This window comes from Burkholderia sp. AU45388, from assembly GCF_030481585.1.
Classification (GTDB): Bacteria; Pseudomonadota; Gammaproteobacteria; order Burkholderiales; family Burkholderiaceae; genus Burkholderia; species Burkholderia sola.
Genome location: NZ_JAUJPV010000020.1, coordinates 127,747 through 140,617 on the forward strand (window position 1 = coordinate 127,747; position 12,871 = coordinate 140,617).

Annotated in this window: 10 protein-coding genes, 1 rRNA gene and 1 riboswitch; of the genes, 6 read left to right on the plus strand and 5 right to left on the minus strand. The window is 66.0% G+C overall.

What is annotated here, in order from left to right:
* Positions 1-95: 95 nt before the first annotated feature.
* A complete protein-coding gene (gene speB, locus QZM72_RS26715) occupies positions 96-1,052 on the plus strand; it encodes an agmatinase (protein WP_089470534.1) in 957 nt (318 codons plus the stop codon).
* 54 nt (positions 1,053-1,106) lie between these two features.
* Complete coding sequence (locus QZM72_RS26720; RefSeq protein ID WP_301739641.1) at positions 1,107-2,432, plus strand: MFS transporter; 1,326 nt, start codon at positions 1,107-1,109, stop codon at positions 2,430-2,432.
* A gap of 177 nt (positions 2,433-2,609) precedes the next feature.
* Here the strand turns inward: QZM72_RS26720 and metE are convergent, their stop codons facing one another.
* Positions 2,610-4,904, minus strand: a complete 2,295-nt coding sequence (metE, locus tag QZM72_RS26725; RefSeq protein WP_089470536.1) for a 5-methyltetrahydropteroyltriglutamate--homocysteine S-methyltransferase — start codon at positions 4,902-4,904, stop codon at positions 2,610-2,612.
* 126 nt (positions 4,905-5,030) lie between these two features.
* Between metE and QZM72_RS26730 the strand changes: the two genes are divergently transcribed.
* The gene (locus QZM72_RS26730) at positions 5,031-5,939 is read left to right on the plus strand and encodes a LysR family transcriptional regulator (RefSeq protein ID WP_089470537.1); all 909 of its coding nucleotides are present in this window, start codon (positions 5,031-5,033) and stop codon (positions 5,937-5,939) included.
* A 22-nt stretch (positions 5,940-5,961) separates the two neighbouring features.
* On the opposite strand, the gene QZM72_RS26735 is transcribed toward QZM72_RS26730, so the two are convergent.
* A complete protein-coding gene (locus QZM72_RS26735) occupies positions 5,962-6,684 on the minus strand; it encodes a CbtA family protein (RefSeq protein ID WP_089470538.1) in 723 nt (240 codons plus the stop codon).
* 13 nt (positions 6,685-6,697) lie between these two features.
* The gene (locus QZM72_RS26740) at positions 6,698-6,907 is read right to left on the minus strand and encodes a CbtB-domain containing protein (RefSeq protein WP_034175140.1); all 210 of its coding nucleotides are present in this window, start codon (positions 6,905-6,907) and stop codon (positions 6,698-6,700) included.
* 32 nt (positions 6,908-6,939) lie between these two features.
* A riboswitch (cobalamin riboswitch) is annotated at positions 6,940-7,083 on the minus strand.
* A gap of 45 nt (positions 7,084-7,128) precedes the next feature.
* On the opposite strand from QZM72_RS26740, the gene QZM72_RS26745 reads away from it, so the two are divergent.
* The 3 genes from QZM72_RS26745 (at position 7,129) to QZM72_RS26755 (ending at position 10,509) form a co-directional block, all read left to right on the plus strand.
* The gene (locus QZM72_RS26745; protein ID WP_089470539.1) at positions 7,129-7,719 is read left to right on the plus strand and encodes a histidine phosphatase family protein; all 591 of its coding nucleotides are present in this window, start codon (positions 7,129-7,131) and stop codon (positions 7,717-7,719) included.
* Between the two features lie 166 nt (positions 7,720-7,885).
* Complete coding sequence (locus QZM72_RS26750; RefSeq protein WP_089470540.1) at positions 7,886-9,478, plus strand: inorganic phosphate transporter; 1,593 nt, start codon at positions 7,886-7,888, stop codon at positions 9,476-9,478.
* Positions 9,479-9,765: 287 nt separating this feature from the next.
* On the plus strand, positions 9,766-10,509 hold the full coding sequence (locus QZM72_RS26755) for a 2OG-Fe(II) oxygenase (RefSeq protein WP_179233538.1): 744 nt from the start codon (positions 9,766-9,768) through the stop codon (positions 10,507-10,509).
* 268 nt (positions 10,510-10,777) lie between these two features.
* Here the strand turns inward: QZM72_RS26755 and QZM72_RS26760 are convergent, their stop codons facing one another.
* Positions 10,778-12,202, minus strand: coding sequence for an MFS transporter (locus tag QZM72_RS26760; RefSeq protein ID WP_301739642.1), 1,425 nt, complete (start codon positions 12,200-12,202; stop codon positions 10,778-10,780).
* 547 nt (positions 12,203-12,749) lie between these two features.
* Positions 12,750-12,862, minus strand: a 5S ribosomal RNA gene (gene rrf / locus QZM72_RS26765).
* Between the last annotated feature and the right edge of the window lie 9 nt (positions 12,863-12,871).

A 12,871-nucleotide genomic window follows, 5' to 3' on the forward strand; every position in this document is an offset into this window, starting at 1 on the left:
TATCTTCGCATTCTTCTTTCCCGGCGGAGCGCGTAAAACTGTGCGCCAGGCCGCGTCGCATGATACGGCACCCCCACACCGGAAGAGACGACCCCATGAACGAACCCATCCATTTCCAGCCGCTCGGCGGCAATGAAATGCCGCGCAGCGGCGGCATCGCGACGATGATGCGCCTGCCGCACGTGTCGAGCGCCGAAGGCCTCGACGCCTGTTTCGTCGGCGTGCCGTTCGATCTCGGCACGTCCAACCGCACCGGCGCGCGCTTCGGCCCGCGCCAGATCCGCACCGAATCCGTGCTGCTGCGCCCGTACAACATGGCCACGCGCGCGGCCCCCTTCGATTCGCTGCAGATCGCCGACATCGGCGACGTCGCAATCAACCCGTACAACCTGCACGATTCGATCGCCCGCATCGAGGCCGCGTACGACGCGATTCTCGAGCACGACTGCAAGCCGATCACGCTCGGCGGCGACCACACGATCGCGCTGCCGATCCTGCGCGCGATCCACCGCAAGCACGGCAAGGTTGCATTGATCCACGTCGATGCACACGCCGACGTGAACGACACGATGATGGGCGAAAAGATCGCGCACGGCACGCCGTTCCGCCGCGCGGTCGAGGAAGGGCTGCTGCACGGCGACAAGGTCACGCAGATCGGCCTGCGCGGCACCGGCTACGCGGCCGAGGATTTCGACTGGTGCCGCGAGCAGGGCTTCCGCGTGGTCCAGGCCGAGGCATGCTGGAACAAGTCGCTCGCGCCGCTGATGGACGAAGTGCGCGCGCGCATCGGCGACACGCCCGTCTACATCACGTTCGACATCGACGGCATCGACCCGGCCTACGCGCCGGGCACCGGCACGCCGGAAATCGCGGGCCTCACGGTGCCGCAGGCGCTCGAGATCATCCGCGGCGCGAAGGGGCTGAACATCGTCGGCTGCGATCTCGTCGAAGTCGCGCCGCCGTACGACCCGTTCGGCACCACGGCGCTGCTCGGCGCGAACCTCGCGTACGAGCTGCTGTGCGTGCTGCCGGGCGTCGCGTATCGCGACTGATCCCGGCGCCGCCACTATTCCAAATCAGAGGATTCCAGAGGAGCACACATAAAGATGGGGACTTCCGTCAAGCAACCGAAGCGGGCGGCGCTCGCTTCGTTCGTCGGCACCACGATCGAGTGGTACGACTTCTATAGTTATGCGACCGCCGCCGCCATCGTGTTCGGGCCGCTGTTCTTTCCCGGCGAAAACCGCTTCATCAGCCTGCTCGCGTCGTTCGGCTCGTTCGCGGTCGGCTTCTTCGCGCGGCCGCTCGGCGGCGTGATGTTCGGCTATCTCGGCGACCGCTTCGGCCGCAAGCGCTCGCTGCTCGCGACGCTGATGCTGATGGCCGTGTCGACGGTCGCGATCGGCCTGCTGCCCACGCATGCGCAAGCCGGCGTGATCGCACCGATCCTGCTCGTGCTGATGCGCGTGCTGCAGGGCATCGCGGTTGGCGGCGAATGGGGCGGCGCGGTGCTGCTGGCCGGCGAGCATGCGCCCGAAGGCAAGCGCACGTTCTTCGCGTCGTTCGCGCAGTTGGGCAGCGCGAGCGGCCTGATCCTGTCGATGCTCGCGTTCGGCGCGATCAGCACGCTGTCGAAGGACGACATGATGAGCTGGGGCTGGCGCGTGCCGTTCCTCGCGAGTTCCGTGCTGCTGATCGTCGGCTTCGTGATCCGCGCGAGCGTGTCGGAATCCCCCGAGTTCGAGGAAGTCAAGAGGAACGGCGACATCGCGCAAAAACCGCTACGCGAAGCGCTCAAGGTCTGGCCGCTGCTGCTGCTCGCGATCGGCGCGAACGTGTACGGGATCGCCGGCGTGTATTTCAGCAACATCTTCATGATCAGCTACGCGACGCAATTCCTGTCGCTCGACCGGTCGATGGTGCTGCATTGCATGACGATCGTCGCGGTGCTGCAGTTCGTCGTGCAGCTCGCGGCCGCGTTCCTCGCGCAGCGCTTCGGCACCACGCGCGTGCTGCTGATCACCGGCGCCTGGGCGATGATCGTCCCGTTCGTGATGCTGCCGCTCGTGCACCTGGGCACGCCGGTGTCGATCACGGTCGGCGTCGGCCTCGCGACGCTCGCGGAATCCGGCTACTACTCGGTCGTCGCGGGCTTCGTCAGCGGCATCTTCGTCGCGCGGATCCGCTATACGGCGATCTCGATCGCGTATCAGGTATGCGGCGCGCTCGCCGGCGGCCTCACGCCGCTGGTTGCGACCATCATCGCGCAGAACACCGCGCCGCAATGGTGGCCGCTCGCGCTCCAGTACACGAGCGCCGCCGTGCTGTCGTCGCTGTGCGTGTGGCTGATCTCGCGCCGTGTCAGCATCGACGACACGGGCGCGCCCGGCAAGACGGACGAGGCGCTGCCGCGCGGCACGCGCGCCGCGTAACTTGACCTCACGCAACGGGCAAGCGACATCGCCTGCCCGTCTGCATGGGACATCCGGCTGCACGCCGCAACGCCCTCGCCTCTTCCCGAACATTCATGACGACAAGCGGCCCGCACATGCGGGCCGCAAGTATGCCGCCCGATCATCGACCGCGACGGCCCGCGCGCAGCGTTCGCGCTACCGCACCTGGCTACGCAGCGTCTTCGCGGCGGCCACCATGTTCGTCAGCGCCGGAATCACTTCCGCCCACTGGCGCGTCTTCAGCCCGCAGTCCGGGTTCACCCACAGACGTTCCGCCGGAATCCGCTCGGCCGCCTTCTTCATCAGCCCGACGATGTGATCCTGCGTCGGGATGTTCGGCGAATGGATGTCGTACACGCCCGGCCCGATTTCGTTCGGATACTTGAAGGTGTCGAACGCATCGAGCAACTCCATGTCCGAGCGCGACGTCTCGATCGTGATCACGTCCGCGTCCATGTCGGCGATCGACGCGAGGATGTCGTTGAACTCCGAATAGCACATGTGCGTGTGGATCTGCGTATCGTCCTGCACGCCGTTCGCGGCGATGCGGAACGACTCGACCGCCCACGTCAGATAGTCGCTCCATTGCGCGCGGCGCAGCGGCAGCCCTTCGCGCAGCGCCGCTTCGTCGATCTGGATCACGCGCACGCCGGCCTTCTCGAGATCGAGCACTTCGTCGCGGATCGCGAGCGCCAACTGGTAGCACGATACCGAGCGCGGCTGGTCGTCGCGCACGAACGACCAGTTCAGGATCGTCACGGGGCCGGTCAGCATGCCCTTCATCGGCTTGTCCGTCAGCGACTGCGCATAAGCGATCCATTCGACCGTCATCGCCTTCGGACGGCTGATGTCGCCGAACAGGATCGGCGGCTTCACGCAGCGCGAACCGTACGACTGCACCCAGCCGAACTGGCTGAACGCATAGCCGTCGAGCTGTTCGCCGAAGTATTCGACCATGTCGTTGCGCTCGGCTTCGCCATGCACGAGCACGTCGAGTTCGAGCGATTCCTGTTCGCGCACGCTGCGTTCGATCTCGGCCCGCATCGCCGCGCGATAGCCGGCTTCATCCAGCGCGCCGGCCTTGAACCGGCTGCGCGCCTGGCGGATTTCGGCGGTCTGCGGGAACGAGCCGATCGTCGTCGTCGGGAACGCCGGCAGGTTCAGGCGCGTCGACTGCTTCGACGCACGCTGCGCATAGGGGCTCGCGCGGTTGCCGAGCGGCGCGTCGATGCGCGCGACCGCGGCCTTCACCGCCGGGTTGTTCACGCGCGGCGAGCGGCGGCGCGACTCGATCGCGGCGGTATTCGCGGCGAGCGCATCGGCCACCTTGTCGCGGCCTTCGTTCAATGCGGTCGCAAGCACCTTCAACTCGTCGAGCTTCTGCAGCGCGAACGCGAGCCACGAGCGGATTTCCGCATCGAGCGTCTCCTCGCTCGCGAGATCGACCGGCACGTGCAGCAGCGAGCACGACGGCGCAAGCCACAGGCGGTCGCCCAGCTGCTTCGCGAGCGGCTCGAGCCAGTCGAGCGCGGCGGTCAGGTCGGTCTTCCAGATGTTGCGGCCGTTGATCGCGCCCACCGACAGCACGCGCTCCGGCGGCAGTTCGCGCACCAGCGCGTCGACTTCGTCGCGTGCGTTGATCGCGTCGACATGCAGGCCGTCGACCGGCAGCGACGCCGCGAGCGTCAGGTTGTCCTGAAGCTGGCCGAAGTACGTGGCGAGCAACAGCTTGATGCGGCGCGTTTCCAGTGCCGCATACGCGGTGCGAAATGCGTCGCGCCATTCGGCGTCGAGTTCGGTCACGAGGATCGGCTCGTCGATCTGTACCCATTCGACGCCCTGCGCGGTCAGCGTGTCGAGCAGCGCGCCGTACACCGGCAGCAGCTTCGGCAGCAGCGCGAGGCGATCGGAAGCGTCCTTCGCCTTGCCGAGCCACAGGTACGTGACGGGGCCGAGAATCACCGGTTTCGCATGCACGCCCTGCGCGTTCGCTTCGGCGAGTTGCTGGAGCAGACGCGACGGATCCAGCGAGAAATTCGTGTCCGCATGGAATTCCGGCACGATGTAGTGGTAATTCGTGTCGAACCACTTCGTCATTTCACCGGCGGCGACCCCGCCGCAGCATGCCGCATGCTCCTCCGCCGACTGCGCCGAACGGCCGCGTGCGACGCGGAAAGTGTTGTCGAGCGCATCGCCGTGGAAGTCCTGCACGCGCTTCGGCAGGTTGCCGAGCGTGAAGCTCATGTCGAGCACCTGGTCGTAGAACGCGAAGTCGCCGATCGGCGCGAGATCGAGATCGCGCTGCTCGTGCCAGTGGCGCCGGCGCAGTTCGGCGCCGAGCGCCTTCAGTTCGTCGCGCGACGATTCGCCCTTCCAGTAGCGTTCGAGACCGAACTTGAGTTCGCGCTTCGCGCCGATGCGCGGAAAACCGAGATTGTGTGTCGTGACCATGAAGCTGCCGTCCAGAAGAAAGTGTCGATCCGGCAGCCATCATAGGGATTTCAAACCATGAAATAAAATGGCATTATTTCATTCATCCATTAACATTTTTCATGCGCCCTCGGATGCACACGATCCATGCTGGAACGATTCCACCTCGTCGTCATACGTGAAGTCGAGCGCCAGGGCTCGCTGACCGCGGCGGCCCATGCGCTGCACCTCACGCAATCGGCACTCAGCCATACCGTCAGGAAAATCGAACAGCAGCTCGGCACGCCGATCTGGGACCGCGAAGGCCGCGGCCTGCGGCTCACGCAGGGCGGGCAGTATCTGCTGAAGCTGGCGAACCGGCTGTTGCCGCAATTCGAGCTCGCCGAGGAGCGGATGAAGCAGTACGCGAAGGGCGAGCGCGGCACGCTGCGCATCGGGATGGAGTGCCACCCGTGTTACCAGTGGCTGCTGAAGGTCGTGTCGCCGTACCTGTCGCGCTGGCCCGACGTCGACGTGGACGTGAAGCAGCGCTTCCAGTTCGGCGGCATCGGCGCGCTGTTCGGTTACGACATCGACGTGCTCGTCACGCCCGATCCGCTGAACAAGCCGGGGCTGCGCTTCGATCCCGTGTTCGACTACGAACAGGTGCTGGTGGTCGCGGATTCGCACCGGTTCGCGAATGCCGATTACGTGACGCCCGAGCAACTGACCGACGAGATCCTGATCACGTACCCTGTCGAAACCGATCGGCTCGACATCTACAACCAGTTCCTGACGCCAGCCGGCATCGTGCCGAGGCGGCACAAGTCGATCGAGACGACCGACATCATGCTGCAGATGGTGGCGAGCGGGCGCGGGGTGGCCGCGCTGCCGCGATGGCTGGCCGACGAGTACGCGGACCGGATGCCCGTCGTGCCGGTCAAGCTCGGCAAGCAGGGCATCGCGAAGCAGATCTTCCTCGGCATCCGCGAAGCGGACGCAGCGATCGACTATCTGGCCGCGTTCGTCGCGCTGGCGCGCGAATCGACGTGGAGCGCGCCGCGCATGCTGCGCTAGGCGGGCCCGGTTGCCCCGCGCGTCAGGCGGCGCGCATGCCGGCGCGTTCGCCGCGCTCGACCCATGCGCCGAACAGCAGGCCGATCGTCGTCCACATGATCACCTGCATGCCGATGGCCGCGACGCGAAACTTCCACAGCAAGGCCGCCGGGAAATCGGCCGGCAGCTCGCTGACCGACGGCAGCCCGATCTGCACGGCCGCGATGATCGCGACGAACACGAGCCCGGCGACGATCGACGCGTTCCACTGGCCGAGCTTCGCCAGCAGATGGCGGCGCACACCGACCGAGAACACCATCGTCGCAACCGAAATCGCGATCATCAGGAAGAACAGACCCGTGCGATAGCCGATCGTGTCGGGGTCGCCGACCGACGGCGGATTGGCCGGATACTTGAGGTTCGGCACGATCACGAGCGCGACGAACGCCGCCAGCGCGAGCCACGCGGCCAGCGGCCGTGCCGGCAGGCGGCTGCCGCGCCCGTACGCATACGCGAAGACCAGCGAGAACAGCCCGCCGAATGCCGCGCCGTAGGTCACGACGCCCGTCAGCAGCCCGATGCCGGCCTGCGTGTGGCGGCTGACCAGCTCGGGTTCCGGCGCCTCGCCTTGCGCGGCGGCGTTTTTTTCTTCGAGGGAGATCGCCTGATCGACTTGCGGTTCGCCGACGATCCTGGCGAAACCGAACGTGAGGAGGCCCGCGGCGATGCCTGCGAGCATCCCGCGCATGAGCAGCTTTCCGACCATCGTAGGCTCCGCGTCAGTGGCAGGGAAAGCCGAGCAGATGGCGGCCGTCGTGGACGAATTCGTGTACGACCATGCCCGGCACGAGCGACGTCGCGCCCTGTTCCGCCCCGACGAAATACAGGGCGAGCAGCAGGATCAGGCCGACGAACACGGCCCAGGGCAACAGCTCGCGGACGGGGATGGGTGCCGGCACGACCGCCGGCTTCAGCACTGCTTCGCTCATGGATGCACCTCAGGGGAATCGCGCCCCGACAAATGATGGATGGGTACGAAGGCAGGTCTGGCTTCCGGGATCGTCGATTCCCCGGTTACAGTGGCGCGACCGCGCCGGAATTGCACCGGCTTCCACGCTTCGTATCGGGCGAATTGTACGCGCGAACGTTCGCGTATTGAAGCGATGACACACGGGTCGGCGCGCCCCGCTCCGGATCATCCGACACCGACATGACCATGCCTGCCTCGCTCTGCCTGATCGCACACGCATCGACCCGCGCGATGCGCACCGGCACGTTTCCCGACGATGACCCGCTCGACGCGCACGGCCTCGCCGAAGCCGCCGCGCTGCGCGGCCGGTGGACGGGCGTTGCCGGCTCGCGCGTGCTGTGCAGCCCGGCACGCTGCGCAACGCAGACCGCCGAGGCGCTCGGGCTGCACGCCGACATCGACGCCGCGCTGCGCGACATCGACTACGGCAACTGGCGCGGCAAACGGCTGCACGATCTCGCGCGCGACGTGCCCGACGAACTGGCCGTGTGGATCGGCACGCCGTCCGCGTCGCCGCATCGCGGCGAATCGTTCGACGCCGCCGCGCATCGGGTCGGCACATGGTTGGACGGATTGCCGCGTGATCGCGACGTCGTCGCGATCACGCATGCGCCGATCGTCCGCGCGGCCATCGCGCACGTGCGGCGGATGAGCCTCGAAGCGGCCGCGCGTCTCGACGTCGCGCCGCTGTCGCGCACGACGTTCGTCGCGTCGCCGGGCGGCTGGACGTTGGCCGCGACGGCCGACGACGTGCGCGACACCCGCGCGTAAACCGCTGTCGTGTTCACTATGTGAGCCGACGATGCGAGCCCCGCGCTTCGCAGGCAGCCGCTCGCCTTACATCTCTGTAAGACACGCCGTTCGTCATCCCGACTGTCATCAAACTGACTGCTAGCCGCGGCTAGGATCGGACGCGGTTCCCTCACGAGATGCCGTCATGAATCAACCTGCTTCATCCGCCCCGAACAATCCGGGCTCCGTCGCACGCACCCGGCAGATCGGCTATGCCGCGTTCGTGCTGGTGCTCGTGCTCGGCGCCGTCTATATCGCCACGCACCTGGTCGACGATCTGGCACCGGTCCGCGAAGGGACGCTGTTCCCGTACCTGCTGCTCGGCGCCGCGCTGCTGATCGCGCTCGGCTTCGAATTCGTCAACGGCTTCCACGACACCGCGAATGCGGTCGCGACCGTGATCTATACGCACTCGCTGACGCCGAACGTCGCGGTGATCTGGTCGGGCATGTGGAACTTCCTCGGCGTGATGGTCTCGAGCGGTGCCGTCGCGTTCGGCATCCTGCAGTTGCTGCCGGTCGAGCTGATCCTGCAGGTCGGCAGCGGCTCGGGCTTCGCGATGGTGTTCGCGCTGCTGATCGCCGCGATCGTCTGGAACCTCGCGACCTGGTATTTCGGGTTGCCGTCGTCGAGCTCGCATACGCTGATCGGGTCGATCATCGGCGTCGGGCTGATGAACCAGCTGATGCACGGGCCATCCGGCACGAGCGGCGTCGACTGGGGTCAGGCGCTCGGCGTCGGCAAGTCGCTGCTGTTCTCGCCGATCGTCGGCTTCCTGTGTGCGTCGCTGCTGCTGCTCGTGCTGAAGGCCGTCGTGCGAATTCCCGAGCTGTACAAGGAACCGCCGAAGGACCAGCCGCCGCCGTTCTGGATTCGCTGCCTGCTGATCCTGACTTGCACCGGCGTGTCGTTCGCACACGGGTCGAACGACGGGCAGAAAGGGATGGGCCTCATCATGTTGATCCTGATCGGCACGGTGCCCACCGCGTATGCGCTGAACAAGGCCGTCACGCCGGCCGAATCGCAGACCTTCGTCGCGGTCGCGAGCCAGGCGGCCGCGACGTTCGGCAAGTACACAAACGGCGTCGCGCCGTCCGCGAACCCGCGCGCCGATGTCGAACACTACGTGCAGCACCGTGAACTGACGCCCGCCGTGCTGCCGGCCGTCGCGCAGTTGTCCACGTCGCTCGCGACCGCCGTCGGCGCATCGGGCTCGATGGCGGCCGTGCCGCAGCGCGACGTCGACAACGTGCGCAACACGATGTATCTGGTGTCCGAGGCCATTCGTCTGATGGAGAAGTCGGGCCAGCCCGCGTTCGCCGCCGACGACAAGCTCGCGATCGACAACTATCGCAAACAGCTCGACCACGCGACGAAGTTCATTCCGACGTGGGTGAAGGTCGCCGTCGCGATCGCGCTGGGTCTCGGCACGATGGTCGGCTGGAAGCGGATCGTCGTGACCGTGGGCGAAAAAATCGGCAAGCAGCATCTGACGTACGGACAGGGCGCATCGGCCGAACTGGTCGCGATGCTGACGATCGGCGCCGCCGACATGTACGGGCTGCCCGTGTCGACGACTCACGTGCTGTCGTCGGGTGTCGCGGGCACGATGGCGGCGAACGGCTCCGGGCTGCAATGGAGCACGGTGCGCAGCCTCGTTCTCGCATGGGTGCTGACGCTGCCGGCGTCGATCGCGCTCGCGGGAGGGCTTTACTGGCTGTTCCGGTCGCTGGCCTGATCATGGACGCGGCGGGTGGCAGGCGATAGCCGGCTACCCGCCGCCGCGGTAGGTTGGGCTTGGCGCTTCTCGGCTTCTCCGCTTCCCTCTCCGCTCCGGCCCGTCGGCACATTCAGTGTGTCGATGCCGCGCTTCAACGTTCCCCCGTTTCCTGGCCGGAATTAAAGCGCAAGATCTGGAGCGTGCCGGCGCCCGGACGCCGCTAGACTGGGTTCATCAACTTTCATCGTGGATTCGACCGTGCGCGACCGCACGGCGCCACACCGCCGATGCCCCGAGGTACGCCCGTGAACATTGCCGATCTGCACCCTGCCGTCGAACCGCTGGACATCGCGCAACGCGTCGACTCCCTCGACTGGCCGAGCGTCGGCGCCGACCTCGATCGCTACGGATGCGCCCACGTGCCGGGCCTGATGTCGGCAAGCGAGTGCGACGCGCTCGCGTCGCTCTATCCGCACGATGCGCTCTATCGTTCACGCGTCGTGATGGCTCGGCACGGCTTTGGCCGCGGCGAGTACAAGTATTTCGCGTATCCGCTGCCAGCGGTCATCGCCGAGCTGCGTACGACGATCTACCCGCATCTCGCGCCGATCGCGAATCGCTGGAACCAGGCGCTGGGGATCGACGTCCGTTATCCAAAAGACCATGTGGCGTTCCTCGATCGTTGTCACGCGGCGGGACAGACGCGACCGACGCCGCTGATCCTGCAATACGGCGCCGACGACTACAACTGCCTCCACCAGGACCTGTATGGCGAGCACGTGTTTCCGCTGCAGGTCGCGATTCTGCTGTCGGCGCCGGGCCGCGATTTCAGTGGTGGGGAATTCGTGTTGACGGAACAGCGACCCCGCATGCAGTCGCGTGCGGACGTGGTGCCGCTCACGCAAGGCGACGCAGTGATCTTCGCGGTACACGGCCGGCCCGTGCAGGGAACCCGCGGCGTCTATCGCGTCAACCTGCGGCACGGTGTGAGCCGGATCCGAAGCGGCCACCGCCATACGGTCGGCATCATCTTCCATGACGCGCAGTAGCGGGAGCCGGGATTGCTTGACGGTCAGCGCAATCAGGCGCTGCTGCCGCGCCGCGTATCGCATTCATGCTCGTCTCGGCACCGCATGCCGTCGCCAGGAAAGCGCTCCAACCGGGCATGACCGGCCGGAACGCCGCTCGCCCGCGGCGACCCAAGACCGACTGCGCTGACCATCAAGCGAACGCGGCCGCAACGAATCAGCGCTCCCGGTAAGCGCCGCAAAACATGCACACTCACCTGTCGCCCGCCGATTCGATTGGCAGTCCAGCCTATCCTCGTGCGACGCTGGCCCGCAGCCGGTCGCCGGCATCGGAAGCCAGCCGGGCGTAGCCCGGCAACGTCAGTAGCGCGAGCACGCCCGCCGCGACGAAGGCCCAACGGAAATCGTCGAGCACGTAGTGCATGCCGGCAGCATCGCCGCGCACCAAAGCGGCGAGCCGCAACGACAATGCACCGAACGCGATCCCCATTCCGATCGTCATCTGCTGCGCGGCGCTCCACAGCGTGCTGGCCGCGCTCGTCTGCTGAGCCGGGATGTCTGCATACGCCAGTGTCGCGAGCGTCGTGAACTGCATCGACCGCGTGAGCCCGTAAACGAATACGACGAGCAGCGTGATCGCCAGCGGCGTCGATGCGGTCAGCCAGCCGCATGCGATCGTGAAAATGCCGACGATCGTTACGTCGATGAGCGCAACGCGCCGAAAGCCGTAACGGTCGAGGATCCACGACGTGCCCGCCTTCATCCCGAGATTGCCGAGCGCGCTCGCGAGCAGCAGCAGCCCTGACTGGAACGGCGACAGTCCGAAACCGATCTGGAACAGCAGCGGCAGCAGATACGGGACGGCGTTGATCGCCATCCGCGTGATCGAGCCGGTGATGACCGTCACCGAGAATGTCGGCACCTTCAGCGTCGTGAAATCGAGCAGCGGAGGCGCGCAGCGTCGCGCATGCAACCATGCGGCGATGCCGAACAGCACGCTTGTGCCCACCAGGGCACCCGCGCGCGTGAAGTCGACATCCTGCTGTCCGGCCGCTTCGGTGCCGATCAGCAGGCAGGTCAATGCGCCGCCAGCCAGCACGAAGCCTCCCCAGTCGAGCGGCCGTTGCTCGTCGGCCCGCGTATTCCGGACGATCAGCCAGGTACAAACGAGCGCGGCCAGGCCGAACGGGACGTTCAACAGGAAGATCCATCGCCACGACGCGTAGGTGGTGATGAAGCCGCCGATCGGCGGCCCGACGACGGGCGCGACGATGCCCGGCCACGTGATCGTCGCGATCGCACGCATCAGCTTCGCCTTCTCGGTACTGCGCACGACGATCATCCGCCCGACCGGCACCATCATCGCCCCGCCGACACCCTGCAGCAGTCGGGCAGCCGTGAACGACATCACGCCTTCGGACAGCCCGCATAGCACCGACGCGCCGGTAAAGACGATGATCGCGCTCGCGAAGACGGTGCGCGAACCATAGCGATCCGCGATCCAGCCGCTGATCGGAATGAACACCGCCAGCGCCAGCATATAGGCCGTCATCCCGAGACTCAGTGCATTCGGCCCGACGCCGAACGAGCGCGCCATTTGCGGCAGCGCGGTCGCGATCACGGTGGTGTCGAGATACTCCATGAAGAACGTCGCGGCGACGAGATACGGCAAGAAGTCGGTCGTCCGACCTCTTTGGGCGGGGCTGTCAGTCATGAACGATGCGGGAGACGGAATGCAAAAAGCGCCGATCGCCGGCGGATGCAGGCAAGTACCGGGAATCGGGACGAACGGTGATATTACCCCGAAGGGCTTGCTCCCCGCTCTGCCGAACATGTCGCGCGAATGAACTTTATGCGCATAGATCTTTATGATGATTTCGCGCGGCGTGAGCGGAGTGACGCGGATGACACGGCGCCTAGAAGAACGGGTAGAGGCGCGGATTTTTCGCCAGAAAGCCGTATTTATCGATCATTGTCGACCAACATCGCTCATTACGGCCATCACAACATCATCATTGGATGCGTGGCGTTGGCTGAACGGATGGTACGGTCAGTGGAAGGAGGAGCCGGGAGATTCCGGACGGTACAACAGCAGAGTATTCGAGCACGGCAGAGCACTAAAGGAGGGGCTCGATGCTGCGATGATTTGCGTCAGGGCAAGCCGACGGACGTAGCCTCGGTAACGCTTCGCTGCGCGCTTTTTAGGACGCTGAAATGCAAAAACCCCCGCCTGGTCGGGCGGGGGTTTCTGACTTGAGGGAGCCTGACGATTACCTACTTTCACACGGGAATCCGCACTATCATCGGCGTAGAGTCGTTTCACGGTCCTGTTCGGGATGGGAAGGGGTGGGACCGACTCGCTATGGTCATCAGGCAAAGGGGG